Here is an 18,529-nt window from a genome sequence, read left to right on the forward strand (position 1 = left end):
GTCGCCTATCGCTTTCGTGCGCCGCCAGGGACTCGAACCCCGGACCCGCTGATTAAGAGTCAGCTGCTCTAACCAACTGAGCTAGCGGCGCGTGCTGTGGAAAAAATAGTACCCGATGGGCGGGGGTGCGTCGTACCGGTTAAACCTCGGTCCTCGGCGGACCGGCGTCCGTGCGTCAGCGGATCAGCAGGCTCGAGTCGCCGAACTCGTGCCACAGGTAGCGCTTTTCGAGGGCGGCGGTGTAGGCGCGGGTGACGACGTCCGGGCCCGCGACGGCCTCCAGGAGGAGCAGGTGGGAGGCGTCCGGGGCGTGCAGCCCGCTGATCAGGCCGTCGACGGCGTACGCCGGGCGGTCGGGGCCGAGCACGAGGTCGGTCCAGCCCGCGTCGGGGACGACGGAGCCGTCCGGGCTCGCGGCGCTTTCCAGGGCGCGGGTCGCCGTCGTGCCGGCGGCGATGACACGGCCGCCGCTGTGCCGCGTCAACGCGACCAGGCGCGCGGTCTGTGCGGGGACGCGGAACCGTTCGGGCAGCGGGGGTTCGCCGGCTTCCGGCGAGGAGACGCCGGTGTGCAGCGTCACCGGGGCGACGACGATGCCTTGGGCTATCAGGTCGAGGACCAGATCGTTCGTGAACGGCCTTGCCGCGCTGGGCATTTCGGCGCTGCCCGGGTCGCGGGCGAAGACCGTCTGGTAGTGCGCGAGGGGCCAACGGCCGTGCAGGTAGCCGTAGGTGATGGGCCGCCCGTACCCGCGCAGGTAGTCCGGGACGGACGCGTTCACACGCACCGCCCACAGGCGGCTGCCGTGCGCCGCCGGGTCGGGGTACGCCTCGTCGACGGACAGCTCGACCCCGCCCGGCAGGGCCACCACCTCGCCCGCCCGCGCGTCGGGGACCGGCCCGCCCGGGTTGTCGGGCGGTCGCAGCTCGGCGGTCCAGCGGCCGTCGTCCAACGCGGTCGAGAAGTGCACGATGACGCCGCGCCCGTCGGCGCGCGTGGCGTCGACCGCGGCCGGCAGCGTCGCGGACGTGTTGACGACCAGCAGGTCGCCGGGCCGCAGGAAGTCGCCGAGGTCGTGGAACCGGCTGTGGACGACGTGCCGCACGCCGTTCCCCCCGTGCCCGTCGGCGACCAGGAGGCGGACGCCGTCGCGGGCCGTGCCCCGGGCCTCGGGCGGTTCGGTGGCGTGGAGTTCGTCGGGCAGGGTGAAGCGCGTCCGCGCGGTGGCGGGGCCGAGGACCTTCACGATGACATCTCCTCCGCGGGGACGGGGGCGGGGGTCCGGCGCCGGTCCGCGGGCGGGGCGAACGCGGCGGCCCGGTGGCGTCCGCCCGGCGGACGCCGGTCGAGCAGGGCCAGCAGGGCGGGGACGACCGTGCCGGGCTCGGGACGGTCGGAGATGTCCTCGCCGGGAAAGGCCTCCTGGTGCATCGCCGTGCGCATGTCGCCGGGGTCGACGGCGTAGAAGCGGACGTCCGGGTTCTCCTCGGCGAGCGTGCCGGTGATGTGGTCGAGCGCGGCCTTGGTCGCTCCGTACGCCCCCCAGCCCGGGTAGTGCTCGACGGAGGCGTCTGAAGTGATGTTGACGACGGTGCCGCGCGGTGCCCGCACGAGACGCGGGAGGAGCAGTTGCGTCAGGGCCAGCGGTGCGACCGTGTTGATGCGGAAGGCCTCCTCCAGCGCGGCTGCCGGGTAGTCGGCGAGCGGGGGGAGGGGGCTGAGGCCGAGGGTTCCGGCGTTGTTGACCAGCAGGTCGAGCCCGCCGAGTTCGGCGACGGTGTGGTCGAGTGCGCGGCGGTGTGCCGGGTCGGCGACGTCGCCGGCGATCGCGGCGACGGTGGTCTCGGTACGCAAGTCCTCGGCGGCCCAGGCGAGTTCGTCGGTGCCGCGGGCGGTGACGACCAGCGTCCAACCGCGCTCGGCGAGCCCGTGGGCGAGAGAGAGGCCGAGCCCGCGGGAGGCACCGGTGACGAGGGCGACGGGCATGGCGGTGTCCCCAATCCGTGATGGTCTGTCAGGAGGTGTTTCCGTGGCCTATGCTGCAAGGTGAAGTTGACTTCAAGTCAAGCAACGTCCGCGGAAGGGTGCGAGGCCATGAAGGAAACCGACCTGCTGACCGTCTCGGAGGTCGCCAAGCGCAGCGGTTTCGCGGCGTCCGCACTGCGCTTCTACGAGCGCGAGGGCCTGATCGAGGCCCAGCGCACCGCGGGCGGACGGCGGCGCTACGAGCGCCAGGTCCTGCGCCGCCTGGCGTTCATCCGCGCGGCCCGGCACGTCGGTCTCGCCCTCGACGAGATCCGGCAGGCCCTCGCGACGCTGCCGCAATCGCGTACCCCGACCAAAGCCGACTGGGCGCGGATCTCCCGGAACTGGCGGGCCCGCCTGGACGCCGAGATCGCGGCACTCACCACGCTGCGCGACGGCCTCGACGCGTGCATCGGCTGCGGCTGCCTCTCGCTGCGGCTCTGCGCCATCTCGAACCCCGGCGACGCCGCCGCGCGGTACGGCCCCGGGGCGCGGTTCCTGCCCGGACCGGTCCGGGAGGACGGCCCGGCGCTCGACGGCGGCTCGGTGGGGGAGCGGGGCGCGTCGCGCGCCCGACCCGCCGCGGCGACCCGCCGCGGGACCGCCCCGGTCGCGACCGCGGTCATGACGGACTGCTTTGGGGACGACGACCCGGACGCGGACCCGTGCGGCCCGGCGGGCGGCTTCGCGGACATCTGCGCCGACGACTCCGAGCCGGGCGGTCTGTGCGCGGAACCGTTCGCGGGGGACGCCTGCGATGTCACCGACGTGTGCGGGGAGCCGGTTCCGGCGCCGGTCCGCGGGCCGGACGCCCTCGGCTAGTCGGGCGGAGCCCGGTCCGTCGTTCCGGGCGGATTTCGACGGCTCGCGAGGAGCTTTTCGCGTGCGGCGGCCGTACGGGATCGCCGCGGTGTGCCACGCGGGCGGGGGGACCCCGGGCATGCCGGAGGCCCGGGCCTGCGGCGCCGGGCCTCCGGGAGGTGCGATCGTGGAACTTCCGTGCTACGTGGTCGACTTCACGGCCGGCGGCACGTCGGGCAGGTACGCCGCCGGGGCCGCGGGCGCGGCCGGTGCGGGGGCCGGGACCGGGACGGGGGCGGGGGCCTTCCAGAAGGACGCCCAGTCGGTCTTCTCGCCGACGCCGAGGCCCTGCAGCTTGGCCACCACGTCCGGATCCTGCGCGTCGATCCAGTCGACGAGCTGGCGGAAGGACACACAGCGCACGCCGTCCTGCACGCAGACCGTGCGCATGGTCTTCTCGACGGCCTTCATGTAGATGCCGCCGTTCCAGCTCTCGAAGTGGTTGCCGATGATGAGCGGCGCCCGGTTGCCGTTGTACGCGCGGTCGAAGCCGTTCATGAACGTCTCGTACGCCTGCTTCTCCCACGCGGGGTAGTTCGCCGGGTCGCCCTTCACGGTGTTGCCCTGGTTGACCATGATGTTGTAGTCCATCGACAGCACTTGGAACGCGTGCCCGGGGAACGGGAGCGACTGGAGCGGCAGGTCCCAGACGCCGTTCACCTGCTTCGGCCACACCTGGCGTCCGCCGCCGCCGCTCGAGTCGTACCGGAACCCGAGCTGCGGCGCCGCGTCCAGCAGGGCCTTCTGGCCTTCGAGGCACGGCGCCCGGCCGCCGATCAGCTCCTTCTGGTAGTCGAAGGGCAGGGCCGGCAGGTCGGAGAACCCGGTGTTCGTCTTCCAGGTCTGCACGAACTTCACGGCCTGCTCGGTCTCGTTGACCCAGTCGGCCGGGGTCCACGTGCCGACGCCGGTGGGGCCGCAGAAGTGCCCGTTGAAGTGCGTGCCGATCTCGTGGCCTTCCTGCCACGCGAGGCCGAGTTGCTCGATGGTGTCGTGGACCTCGTCGTCGTCGAGGAAGCCGATGTCGGACTCGCCGATGCCGTGGTGGGGGGCGTGGTAGAGCGCGCGCTTCTCCGGGGGCACGACGTAGATGCCGCTGAGGAACATCGTCATCGTCGCGTCCACGTCCTTGGCGACCTGCCGGAAGTGCGAGAACAGCTTCTGGTTGTCCTCGCCGACGCCGTCCCACGAGAAGACGACGAACTGCGGAGGCGTCTCGCCGGGCTTCAGTTTTTCGATCGGCATCTGCTTCGGCTGGACGCCGGACACGGACGTCGAACCGTCGCCGAGAAGGGTCACGGCCCCGGCCGGGGGCGGCGCGGCCTGGACGGATTTGCCGTCCTCGCCCCCGGCGCCGCCGGTATCCGACGCCGGGGCCTTGGACGTGTCGTTGTTGGTGTCGTTGCCGCCGAGTCTGGCCAGGAACACGATTCCCACGGCTGCCAGGACGGCGACGACGACGAGCAGGGCTGCACCACGAGCGGAGCGCACGACTCACCTCGTCCGGAGGGTGAAAAGGGAAAGGGAAACCGACGAAAACTCACGGTAGGTGGGTTTTGGGCTGTTTCTCCCTATTGATGGCGCTTTGCGGGGTGTGTCGCTGTATGTTCATCCGTTAATAGTTGACCGATGCATCCAAGTCGTCCCACAATCGACCCAGTCGCGGGCACCGTGCCCGCACGATCCCGGACGGGAGGGGTTCCGATGCACGCGCTCGTACGCCACCGCATCTCCCACCTGCCCGTGCCTCCCGGCGCGCGCTGTCGCTGACCGACGCGCGCCGCCTCTCCCGTACGCCTTCCGCGCCCGTGGCGCGGCGGTCGCGCGCTTCCCGCCGACGCGGTTTCCCCCGGGTCTCGGCGTCCACCGACACAGCTCCGCCTCAGCGGTCACCGACTCCGCTGGGTGCATTCGGCGCGGCCAACGGTCCCGCCGTTGTCTTCGGACGGCCGCCGACCCCGCGCGGGAAACCGCGTTCCCGGCGCATCCGCTTGTTCCCCCGTGCACGTCGGCACCCGTGTGCACGTCTGTCTTGATCTCGCGAGAGGAACCGCAATCGTGACCGCCAGCACGCTCGAAACCACCCCCGTCACCGTCACCCCGGTCGCCGGCCGCATCGGCGCCGTCGTCGGCGGCGTACGCCTGTCGGGTGACCTCGACGCGGCGACCGTCCAGGCCATCCGGGACGCGCTGCACGCCCACAAGGTGATCTTCTTCCGCGGCCAGGAGCACCTGACCGACGAAGGGCAGTTGGAGTTCACCCGCCTTCTGGGCGACCCGATCGGCCACCCGACGGTGAACGCGGAGGGCGAGTACGTCCTGCCCATCACCAGCGAGTACGGCGGTTCGGCCAGCCACTGGCACACCGACGTGACGTTTGTGCCCGCCTACCCGCTCGCGTCCATCCTGCGCGGTATCGAGATTCCCGCGGCGGGCGGTGACACACTGTGGGCCAACACCGCCGCCGCGTACGACGAACTCACGCCCGCGCTCAAGGCGTTGGCCGACAGCCTGCGCGGAATCCACACGAACGTCTACGACTACGCGTCCGTCGCGCCGGACCGCGACCCCGAGGCGTTCAAGCGCTACCGCGAGGTCTTCACCAAGGTCCACTACGAGACCGAGCACCCGCTGGTGCGCGTGCACCCGGTCACCGGGGAGCGCACCCTGCTGCTCGGCGGCTTCCTGCAGCGGCTCGTCGGTTACTCGGGCGAGGACTCCCGGCTGCTCATCGACCTGTTCCAGGGGCAGGTCACGCGTCCGGAGAACACCGTGCGCTGGTCGTGGCAGCCGGGCGACGTCGCGATCTGGGACAACCGCGCGACGCAGCACCGCGCGGTCGCCGACTTCGGCGACACCCTGCGCGTGCTGCACCGCACGACGGTCGACGGCGACGTCCCGGTCGGCGTCGACGGCCGCCCGAGCGCGGCGCTGCGGCCGACTCCGGCGGAGTCGGCGCAGGCGGCCTGACGACGAACGCGACACCGGCCACCGCGCGAGCGGCAGCCGAACGGGCCCGTACCGCGACCTGCGGTACGGGCCGGTTGCCGTGCGACGCCGACGGGACCACCGCGCGGCAGGCGCGGAACCGCTCGGACGCGGCCACCCAGGCTCCGGGCGCCACGGGGAGCCGGGCCGACGCGGGATCCGCGAGGGGCGGACCGGGGGGGCGGCCGGAACTCCGGTGGGGTGACGGTCGCTTGCGAGCACGCCTTCGCTCGGACACGGCCGCGCCGACGTCGCCGGGGTGGGATGCCGGCGTGACCTGACGCCACGTCCGCTGCGGGTCGGCCGGGTCGTGCCTGCAGAAACTCCCGTGGGGCGACGATCACTTGCGGATGCGACGCCGGTCGGACACCGCCGCGCCGACAAGCGCCGGGGTCCGTCGGACTGGTCAGTGCGTGTCGGTGGTGCCGGCGATCGCGCGGGCGGGACGTGGGTGCGACTTCGGCGGGTCGGGACCGATGCCTCGTCCGTCAGGGGCGGAACTTCGTTGTGGCGACGGTCCGTTGCGGGCGGGGGCCGGTTGGGTGGAGCGGTCGGAAGTTTGGTGGTGGGGGCGGGTCAGCGGGCGCCGGCGGGGACTCGGGTGCGTTGGCGGCCGATGGTCGCGCGGGTGCGGCCGGAGCCTCGGCCCGCCGCGGTCGTGCGGCTCACGACGCGGCCTCGGCGCAGCACGATGCGGTCGCGCGGCGCGGTCAGGACCGCCTCGGCGAGGCTGCTCGCGCGGACCGCCAGCAGGTCGGCCACCGCGCCCGGTTCGGGACCGGCGTCGGGCAGGCCCATGATGCGGCGGGCGTCGCTGCTGACGGCGGCGTAGGCCTGCTCCACCGACAGATTGCCCGTGGCGACCAGCAGCGACGCGACCTCCAGAGCGTCGCCACGGCCCATCGTGTGCAGCGCGTCGCGCAGGTGGTCGCCGCCCGCGGCGAACGGAACGCCCGCGTCCAGCAGCGCGTGCAGCGATGCCGGTCCGCCGCAGGGCGCGAGGCCGCGGAAGCCCCGGTCGGTGCGTGTGTCCGTGAGCGCGTCCATCCGGGAGTCGCCGCGCGGCGCGGACGGCAGGCCGACCACGGCCATGCGCGACGCCGCGATCGCCTCGACGACCTTGGCCAGCGCGGGCGGGCGCAGCATGCCGAGACTGGCACAGTGGCTCGCGGTCACCTGGCGGCCGAAGCCCGAGGCGCGCAGCAGCCGGGCCAAGTCCGCGACGGCCAGCACCCGGTGGTCGGGCTGGTCGTCCAGGTGCAGGTCCAGGTCGACTTCGGCGCGGTCCGCGAGCCGCAGCAGGCGACGGGTCTCGCCGCGCGGATCGGGCGAACTGTGCGGCCGTCCGCCGAGCAGCGCCGCCCCCGCGGCGAACGCGTCCAGCGCGGCACGGTCGGACAGCCCCGGCGAGGCCACGGCGACGATCTGCAGGTCGAGGACGCGTTGGAGGTCTTCGCGGAGTTCGCGCAGGACCTCGATGACGCGCAGCGGCGCGCCCACGCCGAAGTCGACGTGCGTGCGCACCGAGGTGACGCCGTTCGCGGACAGCTCCTGGAGCGTGGCCCGCGCGCGGCGCCGCAGGTCGGCGACGCCGTACCGGGTGGGGGCCGCGCGCCACGAACGCACCGCGCCGTCACGGCCGTCCGGGTCGCTGCCGACCGGTTCCCAGCTGAGCGCGCGGTCGAGGTGCAGGTGGGGTTCCGCCGGGGCGGGCAGCAGCAGGTATCCGGTCAGGTCGATCGCCGCCTGACCGAGGTCGGGTATGCCGACGGGGCTGACGTGGCTGACGGCGCCGTGCCGCAGGACGACGTTGCGGACGCGACCGTCGGGCAGTGTCGCTCCGGTCAATGTGGTCGTTTCGGTCACGGCTTCTCCTCGTGCGCCGGGCGTGCGCGGACGTGTTCCGGTGCGGGGATACGGAGGGAACAGTCTTGTCCGACTACTCTGGGGGCGGGCTGTTGCCGCAGGGTTACCTGAGGGTTACGTGCCGGGAGGCGGCGCGGGAATGCGGTGCGGAACCGCAGGTCCGAGGGGTCTCGGACAGGGTGCGGTCTTGGTCACAGTCGGTTGTCGTCGCCCGGCCACCGTGCGGTGGGGCGGCCGTCCGGAGCCGGGAAGCGCTCGGTCCGGAGCGCCGTTCCGCGCCAAACCGTAGCCTTCGAGGCGGTGTCGCACCAGGGCCTGATGGCCTATCAGGCGTCGAATTCGGTCGGCCGAATAGTGACGGTGAAGTCGGGAGCGGCGGCCGAATTCCGTTGGGCCGGGCAGGACGGCCTCCTTACTGTGGACGTGTGCCGACGACGACGAACTCCCCGACCCACGCCGCCCCCGCCGCCCCCGACGGCGGCGACGAGCCCTGGCCCACGACGGCCGAGGAAGCCCGCGCGCTGCAGGACCGGCTGCGTCCCCTCGTGGACGCCACCGGCCCCGGACCGGCACGGGTGCGGCGGGTCGCCGGGCTGGACGTGGCCTATGCGGAGGACTCGGACCGGCTCGCGGCGGCGGTCGTGGTGCTGGACGCCGCGACGCTCACCGTCGTCGAACGCTCGGTGGTCCGGGGGCGGGCGCAATTCCCTTACGTGCCCGGCCTTTTCGCGTTCCGTGAGCTGCCGTCGCTGTTGGCCGCGCTGGACGGCCTCGCGGTGGCGCCGGACTTGCTGGTGTGCGACGGGCAAGGCCTCGCCCACCCGCGCCGGTTCGGGCTGGCCTGCCACGTCGGCGTGCATACCGGCATCCCGAGTATCGGTGTCGGGAAGACGGCCTTCGTGGGGACGTACGACGCGCCCGCCCCCGAGCGCGGGTCCGCGTCCGATCTCGTGCTGGACGGCGAGACCGTCGGCGCGGTCCTGCGCACACAGCACGGTGTGAAGCCGGTGTTCGTCTCGGTCGGCCACGGCCTCGACCTCGCGACCGCGTGCCGCCACGTCCTGGCGCTGAGTCCGCGCTTCCGGCTGCCGGAGACGACGCGGCAGGCGGACCGCGCGTGCCGGGACGCGCTCGCCGAGGGGGAGGCGGACGCGGTCGAGCGGACGGGCGTGCGGGCCGGGGAGTAGGCGAAGTACCGTCCGAGGCCGGTGACTTCGCGACATCCGACGCCGCGCCGACAGGAGCCGGGCCGCCCGGGCGCACCCGGCGATCGCGGCGGCCGGGTTCGGACGGGCGCGCCGCACACGCGCATGCCGCCACGGCCGCCGCCTCGCGCAGCCCGTGTCGGGCTTCGCAGGGGAGTGCCGCATGGGTGCGCACGCGGAGGCGCCCGCCCCCGGTGGTCCGGGGGCGGGCGCGTGGCGGGTGGTGCCGTGCGGCTAGCTACTCCGTGGCGATCGCGTTGAGGACGTTCATCCGCGATGCGCGCAGCGCGGGCAGCAGCGCCGCGAGCAGGCCGACGATCGCCGCCAGGACGACCACGGTGATCACGGTCGGCCAGGGGATCGTCAGGACGTCCAGGCCTTCCGAGGCGAGCAGCCGTTGGGCGACGATGCCCCACGCGAGCCCGAGGATGAGCCCGATGAGCGCACCGAACACCGCGATGACCATCGATTCCAGCCGGATCATGCGGCGGATCTGCCGTCGCGAGGCACCGATGGCCCGCATCAGGCCGATCTCCCGCGTCCGCTCGACCACCGAGAGCGCCAGGGTGTTGACCACCCCGAGGATCGCGATGATGATCGCCAGGCCGAGGAGGCCGTAGATCATGTAGAGCAGGACGTTGATCTGCTTCTGCACCAGGTCCTTGTAGTCGGCCTGGTTCCGGGCCTTCACCGTGGGGAACGGGTCGACGGTCCGGTCGATCGCGGCACCGAACGCCGCGATGTCCGTGCCCGAGGCGTGGTTCGCGAAGACGATGAAGTCCTGGATCTGCGGCAGCTGTTGGGTGGTCGTCTCGAACGGGAGGATGACGGCGTCGCCGAATCCGACCCCGGTGGCCTCGTCGGCCTGGATCGCGCCGACCTCCGCCTTGACCGTCTGACCGGTGCCCTTGTACTCGATGTCGACCGGGCTGCCGACCGTGAGGTTGTGGTCCTTGGCGGTCTTCTCCGAGATGCCGATCTTGCCGACGGTGCCGATCGACCCGCCGTCGCCGGAGATCAGGTCGCGCTTCCAGACGGTGTTGTAGCCCGGCTGCGCGGTGATCGCCTTGTCGGTGCTCTTGCCGTCGGGGAACTTGACCGCGACGTCCTGGTCGCTGAGCACCCGGACCCGGACGACCTCGCCGACGCCTTCGGTCTTCTGGATGTTGTCGGCGATGACGTTGCTGAACGCCGCGCCGTTCTCCGACTGCACGGTGACGTCGGCGCCGAAGGTGTCGTCGATCTGCTTCGAGATCGAGTCGTTCATCGACGAGGCGACCACCGACAGCGCCGCGACCAGGGCGACACCGATCATGAGGGCCGCGGCCGTGGCGCCGGTGCGGCGCGGGTTGCGCATCGCGTTCTCGCGGCTGAGCCGGCCCATGGAGCCGAACAGCTTCGGGTAGCCCGCGGCGAGTGCCGGGATGACCGTACGGGCCAGCACCGGGCCGAGGACGACGAACGCCACCAGCGTGAGGATCACGCCCAGGCCGAGCAGGCCGCCGCCGGTCGCACCGCTGTCCGCCGTGGCACCGCCGACCAGGGCGAGGACGCCGGCGGCCAGGAGCACCAGGCCGATGATCGTGCGGACCTTGAGCGACTTCTGCACAGGAGCGCTCGACTCGCGCAGTGCCGCCATCGGCGAGACACGGCTCGCGCGCCGGGCCGGGATGTACGCCGCGATGATCGTGACGAGCGTGCCGACCAGGTAGGCGGTGATCGGCGTGGCCGCGTTGAAGACGAGCGACGCGCCCTTGAGGTTCATGCCCACGGCGCTGATGAGCGCCTTGAGCCCGACCGCCAGGCCGAAGCCGGCCGCGAGGCCCAGCGTCGACCCGATGACGCCGAGCAGCAGCGCCTCCAGCAGGACCGAGCGCCGGACCTGCTTGCCGCTGGCACCGATGGCCCGCATGAGGCCCAGTTCGCGGGTGCGCTGGGCGACGAGCATCTGGAAGGTGTTGAAGATCAGGAAGATGCCGACCAGGACCGCGATCCCGGCGAAGCCGAGCATCGCGTACTTGATGAAGTCGATGAACGTGCCGATTTCATCCGCCGCGTCCTTGGCGGCCTCGGCCTTGGTCTTGACCTCGTAGCCGGCGCCGAGGGTCTTCTGGACGGTCGTCTTGAGCTCGTCGTTGGTGACGCCGGGGGCCGCGTCGAGTTCGACGGAGGAGATCTTGTCCGGCGAGCCGAGCAGCGAGTCCTGCGCGAACGAGGTCTCCAGGAAGACCAGTGTCGCGCCGGGGTTGGTGGTGGTGAACGTCGCGATGCCGACGACCTTGGTCGGGATGCGCCCGTTCTGGTCCAGCAGCGGCGCGTTCGCGTCCGTCCGGCCGACCGACGGGATCATCCACAGCGAGTCGCCGATGTCGATGTGCTTCTTGTCGGCGGTGTCGGCGTCGACCACGATCTCGCCCGGTGCCTGCGGCACGTGGCCGCTGGTGAGCTTGACGGGCGAGCGGTCGCTTTCATACCAGTTCACCCCGATGGTCGGGGCGCCGCCCGTCGGGCCGATCGACTTGTTCTTGTCGTTGACGACGGTCAGGTTCTCGACGCTGACGGACGGGTGGGCGTTCGCGACGCCCGGGAGGTCCTTGACGCGGTCGACCGTCGACAACGGGATCGACAGAGTGCGCCCGGTGGCGGCGAGGTCCATCGAGTTCTCGTCGGAGTCCTGGGACACCGTGACGTCGGCGGACGTCGACTTGAAGAGGTTGTCGAAGGTCTTGGTGATCGTGTCGGTGAAGATCAGCGTGCCGGAGACGAATGCCACCGACAGCAGGATCGCGATGGCCGACAAGACCATGCGTCCCTTGTGCGAGAGGAAGCTTCTGAAGCTCGCTTTGAGCATGGTCGGGGGCCCGCCTCAGCTGGTACGGGCGGCGTCGAAGCGCTTCATGCGCTCCAGGACCGCGTCGGAGGTGGGCTTGTGCATCTCGTCGACGATGCGGCCGTCGGCCAGGAACAGCACGCGGTCGGCGTACGACGCGGCCACGGGGTCGTGGGTGACCATCACGATCGTCTGGCCCATCTCGCGCACACTGCGCTGGAGGAACGCCAGCACCTCGGCACCGGCGCGCGAGTCCAGGTTGCCGGTCGGCTCGTCGCCGAAAATGATCTGCGGGCGGCTCGCGAGCGCGCGGGCACACGCGACGCGCTGCTGCTGGCCGCCGGACAGCTCGGCCGGCCGGTGGTTCAGGCGGTCGCGCAGGCCGACGGTCTCGATCACGGTCTGCAGCCACTCCGGGTCGGGCTTGCGGCCGGCGATGTCCATGGGGAGCGTGATGTTCTCCAGGGCCGTCAGGGTCGGCAGCAGGTTGAACGCCTGGAAGATGAAGCCGATGTTGTCGCGGCGCAGCTTGGTCAGCTCTTTGTCCTTGAGCCCGGTGATCTCGGTGTCACCGATCCAGCTCTGCCCGGAGGACACGGTGTCGAGACCGGCGAGGCAGTGCATGAGCGTCGACTTGCCGGATCCGGATGGGCCCATGATCGCGGTGAACTGGCCGCGGGCGATCTCGACGTCGACGGCGTTCAGCGCGACGACGCGGGTCTCGCCTTCGCCGTACGCCTTGGTGAGCTGGGCGGCGCGGGCGGCGATGCCGGTTCCCCGGGGTTCCGCGTCCCTGGTGGCTGCGGTGGCCGTGGTCACGAGTGGTCTCCTGCGGTGTCTGCGTGGCTGAAGCGCCGTGGCGGCGTACGCCATGGCCCGGATGTCGAGTGGGGACTTGCAGTGAACTGGAAACAACCTAGGGGTGCCGCGCGGTTGATGAATCGTCACGAGGAACGGATCAGGCGCTCCTACGCAAGGAGGAGCGCGAGGGTGCCCGTCTACATCCGCTTCGTGGGGCCTGGCGGCCCGTTTCGCTCGCGGGTTTCCCCCGATCCGCGCCCTGGGATGGTTGACCTCGGCCTGCCGCGGCGGTATGGGCGCTTTCGTCGCGGTCGGCCGAGGTCGGCGCGGTGGGTCCACCGTACGACGCCGGTGCGACGGGGCGGCATGGGGGCACGGTGTGGGCCTGTCGCCTTTGGGGAGGCCGTCGCGGGGTACCCGTAACACAAAAGCGCGCTCCTTCGGGAGGACGAGGCGTCGTCGAGGAGCGTCCTCGCGTCGGCGCATGTCCCCGGGAGGCCCGCCGTGCCGCACGACAGCGAAGTCACGCCGCCGTCCGACGCCCGCTCGTCCGGAGGGACCTCGGCCCACGGGCCGACGGTGCTCCGGCAGGACGGGGTCGCGGCCCGTGCCGAGCGGCTGACCAAGGAGTACGGCGAGGGCGAGACCCGGGTGACCGCGCTCGACGCCGTCGACATCGACATCGCGCGCGGGCGGCTGACCGCGATCATGGGCCCGTCCGGTTCGGGCAAGTCGACCCTCATGCACTGCCTCGCCGGGCTCGACACCGTCACCGGCGGTCGGGTGTGGATCGCCGGGAAGGAGATCACCGGGCTCCGGGACAAGGAGCTGACGAAGCTGAGGCGGGACCGCATCGGCTTCATCTTCCAGGCCTTCAACCTGCTGCCGACGCTGACGGCGCTGGAGAACATCACACTCCCGACCGACATCGCGGGCCATCGCCCGGACGCGGAGTGGGTCGGGCGCGTGGTGGACACGCTGGGCCTGCGGGACCGGCTGCGGCACCGGCCGGCCGAGCTGTCGGGCGGCCAGCAGCAGCGCGTCGCGTGCGCGCGGGCGCTCGCCGCGCGGCCGGACATCATCTTCGCGGACGAGCCGACCGGGAACCTCGACTCGCACGCGGGCGCGGAGGTGCTGGGGTTCCTGCGGGAGAGCGTCGACGGCCTGGGCCAGACGGTCGTGATGGTGACCCACGACCCGGTCGCCGCGTCGTACGCCCACCGGGTGGTGTTCCTGGTCGACGGCCGGGTGGTCGCGGGGATGGACGGGCCCACGCCGGAACGGGTCCTCGAACAGATGAAGCGCCTCGACACGCCGCGCGGGTGAGGGCGGGAACCGCCGGGGGACGGCGAAGGCGTGCGTGGCCGGGTGATCCGTGGGCGTGGGCCGCGGGCATGTGCGGGACACAGCGGTAGGGGCCGGGGGGCCGGGGGGCCGGGGGGCCGGGGGTGCGGTGGGTGGGTCAGCCCACGGGGAGTTTGCCGTCGCTGGGGGCCGGGGCGTCGGTCGGCGACTCGGGGGCCGGGCCCGCGCGGTGGGCGGTCCAGGCGACGAGGGCGCCGAGGAGGGCCGCGCAGCCCATCAGTGCCGCCTGGATCTCGAAGGCGCGGCTGAAGCTGTCGACGGACGCGGTCATGAAGTCCGCGCCGGAGGCGAGGCGGTCGTCGCGAAGGTTGGTGGCCAGGGTGACCAGCACCGCGATGCCGATCGCGGCGCCTATCTGCTGGCAGGTCGTCACCATCGCCGACGCGACGCCGCCGTCGCTCTCGCCCGCGCCGCCGGTCGCCACGTGGATGACCGCGACGAACGCCATACCGAGGCCGAGGCCGGTGACGACCAGCGCGGGCATGAGGTGCGCGGTGAACGACGTCGCGGCGTCCATGCGGCTGAGCGTCCACATGCCGGCCGCCGCGATGGCGGGGCCCAGCACCAGTGGTACGGCCGGGCCGCGCGTGGTCAGCAGTTTCGCGGTGATCGCGCTCGCGATGCCCATGCCGACGCTGAAGGGCAGGTACGAAAGGCCGGTGCGGATCGGCGACCACGCCTGGATGTTCTGCATGTACAGGGTGAGGAAGAAGAACATCGCGAACAGCCCGCCTGCCGCGACCAGCACCATGACCTGCGCGAGGACCATCTGCCGGACGCGCAGGAGGTTGCGCGGGATCAGCGGTTCGGCGGCCGTGCGCTGCCGCGCCGCGAAGCCCAGCGCGAGGACGCCCGCGCCCGCGAGGCCGAGCAGCGTGCGGCCCGACGTCCACGGGTGGGTGTCGGTCTCGACGACGGTGTAGACGAGGAGGAGCACCGCGAGGGTGCCGAGCGCGGCGCCGACGAAGTCGGGGACGCGGGCGGGCGCGTCGCGGTCGTCGCTCGCGATGATCCGGGGCAGGGCGATCAGCGCGACGGCACCGACGGGCAGGTTGATCAGGAAGATCCAGCGCCAGTCGGTCCATTCGACGAGCGCGCCGCCGAGGAGCAGGCCGGTGGCGGCGCCGAGGCCGGTCAGCGCGGCCCAGACGCCGAGGGCCCGGGCGCGTTCGCCGCGCTCGCGGAAGGTCGCGAGCAGGATCGCGAGCGCGGCCGGGGACAGCAGCGCGCCCGCGATGCCTTGCGCGGCGCGGGCGGCGATCAGCGTGCCGGCGTTCGGCGCCAGGCCGCACGCGGCGGAGGCGAGGACGAACGCGGCGAGGCTGCCGGCGAACAGGCGGCGCCGGCCCAGCAGATCGGCCAGGCCGCCGCCGATGAGCAGGAACCCGCCGAAGGTCAGGAAGTACGCATTGGTCACCCAGGACAGGGAGTTCGCGGAGAAATCGAGGTCGTCGCCGATCGTCGGCAGCGCGACGTTGACGATCGTGTCGTCGATCAGCAGCACGAACTGCGCGGTGCAGACGAGCAGCAGGACGAGGCGCGGATTGACGGAGGCGGGACCGGTGGAGCCGGGGGCCGACATGCGACCTCCTACACTTGTAGGAATCAGTTCTACAGTTGTAGGAGATTCTTCTCCATGCGTCAAGCCGCCCGATAATGAGGTGATGGAAGCGAACGGACACTCGGCTCACGAACCCGCGGGGAGCGCCCCGCCGAGCCGTCGTATGCAGCTGCTCGACGCCGCGATCCGGGTGATCGCGGCCCACGGCCTGCGCGGGCTCACCCATCGGGCGGTGCAGCAGGAGGCGGGGCTGCCGCACGGCTCGGTGACGTACTACTTCAAGACCCGCGACCAGTTGGTGTTCGGCGTCATCGACCGCATCACCGAACTGGAGCGCGCCCAGGCCGGGCAGGTGGCCGACGAGTTGCTGCGCGCGATGGCGGTGCAGCCCTTCCGGCCCGACTATCCGCGCATCGCCGAGCTGACCCACGCCTGGTGGTCGTCCAGCCGGGACCGCCAAGTCGCGCGGTACGAACTGCAGTTGGCGGGTACGCGGGAGCCGCGCATCGATGCGGCGATGCGGAAGGCGGCGGCCGAGTTCCGCAAGCTCACCGAGTTGGTCGCGCTCGCCACCGGGTCACCGAACGCGGCCGACGACGGCGAGGTGCTCCTGACGTACATCGACGGCCTGATGTTCCACTTCCTGGTCGAGACGCCGGAGAACCCGGAGTTCCTGGAGACCGGGATCAGGCTCGCGATCGAGTCGTTGCGGAGCGTGCCGCGCACGGGATGAGGCGGGGCCGGCCGGGCTCAGGCGACGACCCGGACCGCGCGGGGCGGGTCGGTGGGGTCGGCGGCGTGGGTGCCGGGGCCCGGCGGCGCGTCGCCCGGGTCCCCCGTGCCGTCGCGGGCGACGAGGGCCGTCAGCACCCGCCGCGCCAGCGCGTCGCTCACGCGCAGCGGCGGGGGATCCGCGCGGGGGCGGGAGAAACCGCTCACCAGGACGCCTCCCGCGACGCCGTGGCCGAGGGCGAATCGGGCCGGATGGGGGGTGCCGTCGGCGGTGATGAGGCGGTGGTCGCCGGCCGCCGCGCGTATTCGCCCGGACGCGTGCCCGGCCACCGACTCCTCGGTGATCTCGCCGCGGGCGAACAGCGCGCGGACGAGCGGGTCCCGGCTGCGGGACACCGACGGCGCCGGGAGCCGGGCCTCGACCAGGGTGCGCGCCCGCAGCACGGTGTCGGGGACCGACGGACTGTGGGCGGCGAAGGCGTCGCCCGACGCGCCGACCACGACCTCGGCGCCCAGGAACCTGATCACCCCGGCCCGGGCCAGCGCCAGGATCTCCTCCAGCCGCGCGCTGGGCGGGCCGCTCGCCATCGAGTTGTAGAAGCCCAGGAAGCCGGGGAGTTCGTCGCGGCGCGAGCGTTCCGAGATGCGGTTGTCGTCGAGCAGCCGGGCGACGAGGTCGAAGCCCGACTGGAGGGCGTGGTTCGCCGCGAGGTCCGGGCTGTGCCGGGGGTCGGTGCCCCGCGCGAGGGTGTCGGCGATGTGCGCGGTGATCGCCGCCTGCAGCGCGGCCGGGCTCGGGAACCGGCGTCCGGCCAGCGGGCGTTCGAGCCGGGCGAGGTCGAACCGGTCCGCCGGGTCGGGCACGGCCCGGGCGACCAGGGCGGCCGAACGCGCCTCGCACGCCGCCCGGTCGGCCGCGGACGCGCCGTGTCCGGCGTCGTCGAGTGCGGTGAACTCGGCCGCGAAGGTGTCCCAGGCCATCGTGGTGCGCTCCGGGTGGGCGGTGCACAGGCGGTGGTAGTACGCCCACGCCATTTCCCGCGCGAGGAGCGGGCGGAGGTCGCGCCGCCAGTCCAGGGCGCCGCGCCCCGGCCGGCGGGCGAGGGCGGCTGCCGTCAGGAAGCGCGGCAACGGGGGCTGCTCGCCGACGAGTTCGTAGTCGAACTTGGCGCGGTACGGCACGCCCTGGCGCGAGGCGGCGTACAGCACGGGCTCGTGCCCCGAAGGCCGGTAGACCAGGGTGCCGTCGGCGTCCCGGACGAACGCGCCGCCGCGTCCGGACGTGGTGCGGACGACCAGGTCGACGAACGCCAGGCCCATGCCGCGGGCGATCACGCGCTCACCGGGCCGCAGGGCCTCGAGATCCTGCTCCGCGGTGTAGCCGCACGGCAGGTAGCGCAGCCCGTGGTGTTCGGCGTAGCGGGCGAAGCGCCGTTCGCCGGCGTCGGGTTCGGCATCCAGGTGGCCTTGCGTGAGGACCACCGCGTCGACGACCACGCAGGCTCCCCCCGCGAGTTCGACGCGCTGGCGGCCGGAGTCGTCGGCCACGTCGGCCACGTCGACGGCGCTGTCGCGGTGCACGAACACCCGGACGCCCGGAGGCGCGGACGCGACGGCCGTACGGAACACCCAGGCCATGTAGGCGCCGACGAGGCCGCGGCTGGGAAACCACATGGGGGTCAGCCGGGCCAACTCGTCGGCGAGCGGCGCGAGTTCGGGATCCAGCCGTCGACCGCGCAACTCGGCCGCGCGGTCCCGTCCCCACTCCCACAGGGACGGTCCCGGGCCGATCGGGCCCGCGCACGTCGTGGCCTCGTCGGTGAAGAGCGTGATGTGGGCGGCCCGGGAGTTGGCCCACATCAGCGAGGCCGCGTCGCGCCGCCAGACCCGGCCGCCGCCGGGGAGGCAGGGGTCGATCACGTGGATGTGCAGCGGCCGGGCGCCGACCGTGTCGCGCGCGTTGGCGCACAGGCGTTCCAGGAGCGAGGTGCCCGCCGGTCCGCAGCCGACGAGCGCGACGGTCACCGGCCGGGGCGAACGGGAGGGTATCGGCGGCGCGTCGGTCATGGAGCCCCGAAAACGGGCGTGCCGACAGCGGCTGCCGACCCCTGGACGCGCGTCGCGTCGGCGGCAGGACTCCAGGCGGGATCCGGACTCACGCCGTCGACGGTACCGGGATTGCTCGCACGGCACCGGGCATCGGCCGTCCCGGCGGCGGCCGGGTTCGGCGGCCGTCACGGACAGCGACGGCCGCGACGCCGCGGTGCCGCGGCGCGCCGTGCGCGGGCGGTGCGG

General features: G+C 72.7%; 13 protein-coding genes and 1 tRNA gene. 5 read left to right on the forward strand and 9 right to left on the reverse strand.

The features are described 5' to 3' along the window. Positions 1-17: 17 nt before the first annotated feature. The 3 genes from LO772_RS22265 to LO772_RS22275 form a co-directional block, all read right to left on the reverse strand. Positions 18-91 (reverse strand) — tRNA-Lys (locus LO772_RS22265). An 84-nt stretch (positions 92-175) separates the two neighbouring features. Next, positions 176-1,246 carry an S-adenosylmethionine:tRNA ribosyltransferase-isomerase gene (locus tag LO772_RS22270; protein ID WP_231773796.1) on the reverse strand — a complete coding sequence of 357 codons (1,071 nt, stop codon included), beginning with the start codon at positions 1,244-1,246 and terminating at the stop codon, positions 176-178. Next, positions 1,243-1,986, reverse strand: coding sequence for an SDR family NAD(P)-dependent oxidoreductase (locus LO772_RS22275; RefSeq protein WP_231773797.1), 744 nt, complete (start codon positions 1,984-1,986; stop codon positions 1,243-1,245). Before LO772_RS22275 ends, LO772_RS22270 begins: the two co-directional genes overlap by 4 nt. Positions 1,987-2,094: 108 nt before the next feature. Between LO772_RS22275 and soxR the strand changes: the two genes are divergently transcribed. Next, positions 2,095-2,847, forward strand: coding sequence for a redox-sensitive transcriptional activator SoxR (gene soxR, locus LO772_RS36095; protein ID WP_331717262.1), 753 nt, complete (start codon positions 2,095-2,097; stop codon positions 2,845-2,847). A 180-nt stretch (positions 2,848-3,027) separates the two neighbouring features. On the opposite strand, the gene LO772_RS22285 is transcribed toward soxR, so the two are convergent. After that, positions 3,028-4,377: a hypothetical protein gene (locus LO772_RS22285; RefSeq protein ID WP_231773798.1), complete on the reverse strand. Its 1,350-nt coding sequence runs from the start codon at positions 4,375-4,377 to the stop codon at positions 3,028-3,030. Between the two features lie 567 nt (positions 4,378-4,944). Here LO772_RS22285 and LO772_RS22290 point away from each other — a divergent pair. After that, entirely contained in the window at positions 4,945-5,856 is a 912-nt protein-coding gene (locus tag LO772_RS22290; protein ID WP_231773799.1) for a TauD/TfdA dioxygenase family protein, read from the forward strand. A gap of 594 nt (positions 5,857-6,450) precedes the next feature. On the opposite strand, the gene LO772_RS22295 is transcribed toward LO772_RS22290, so the two are convergent. Then, positions 6,451-7,740 carry an amidohydrolase family protein gene (locus tag LO772_RS22295; protein WP_231773800.1) on the reverse strand — a complete coding sequence of 430 codons (1,290 nt, stop codon included), beginning with the start codon at positions 7,738-7,740 and terminating at the stop codon, positions 6,451-6,453. A gap of 425 nt (positions 7,741-8,165) precedes the next feature. Between LO772_RS22295 and LO772_RS22300 the strand changes: the two genes are divergently transcribed. Continuing rightward, positions 8,166-8,927, forward strand: coding sequence for an endonuclease V (locus tag LO772_RS22300; protein ID WP_443089299.1), 762 nt, complete (start codon positions 8,166-8,168; stop codon positions 8,925-8,927). Positions 8,928-9,183: 256 nt separating this feature from the next. Here the strand turns inward: LO772_RS22300 and LO772_RS22305 are convergent, their stop codons facing one another. Both LO772_RS22305 and LO772_RS22310 read right to left on the reverse strand, forming a co-directional pair. Then, positions 9,184-11,796, reverse strand: a complete 2,613-nt coding sequence (locus tag LO772_RS22305; protein WP_231773801.1) for an ABC transporter permease — start codon at positions 11,794-11,796, stop codon at positions 9,184-9,186. 15 nt (positions 11,797-11,811) lie between these two features. Continuing rightward, positions 11,812-12,594 (reverse strand): ABC transporter ATP-binding protein, encoded by a 783-nt coding sequence (locus LO772_RS22310; protein ID WP_331717263.1) that lies wholly within the window; start codon positions 12,592-12,594, stop codon positions 11,812-11,814. Positions 12,595-13,155: 561 nt separating this feature from the next. On the opposite strand from LO772_RS22310, the gene LO772_RS22315 reads away from it, so the two are divergent. Further along, entirely contained in the window at positions 13,156-13,902 is a 747-nt protein-coding gene (locus LO772_RS22315) for an ABC transporter ATP-binding protein (protein WP_231779677.1), read from the forward strand. A 136-nt stretch (positions 13,903-14,038) separates the two neighbouring features. Here LO772_RS22315 and LO772_RS22320 read toward each other — a convergent pair whose 3' ends face one another. After that, the gene (locus tag LO772_RS22320) at positions 14,039-15,523 is read right to left on the reverse strand and encodes an MFS transporter (protein ID WP_231773802.1); all 1,485 of its coding nucleotides are present in this window, start codon (positions 15,521-15,523) and stop codon (positions 14,039-14,041) included. Between the two features lie 82 nt (positions 15,524-15,605). Between LO772_RS22320 and LO772_RS22325 the strand changes: the two genes are divergently transcribed. Continuing rightward, positions 15,606-16,235, forward strand: a complete 630-nt coding sequence (locus LO772_RS22325) for a TetR/AcrR family transcriptional regulator (RefSeq protein ID WP_231773803.1) — start codon at positions 15,606-15,608, stop codon at positions 16,233-16,235. Positions 16,236-16,252: 17 nt separating this feature from the next. Here LO772_RS22325 and LO772_RS22330 read toward each other — a convergent pair whose 3' ends face one another. Next, a complete protein-coding gene (locus tag LO772_RS22330; RefSeq protein WP_231773804.1) occupies positions 16,253-18,259 on the reverse strand; it encodes an FAD/NAD(P)-binding protein in 2,007 nt (668 codons plus the stop codon). Positions 18,260-18,529: the final 270 nt, after the last annotated feature.

The organism is Yinghuangia sp. ASG 101 (genome assembly GCF_021165735.1).
Lineage (GTDB): Bacteria > Actinomycetota > Actinomycetes > Streptomycetales > Streptomycetaceae > Yinghuangia.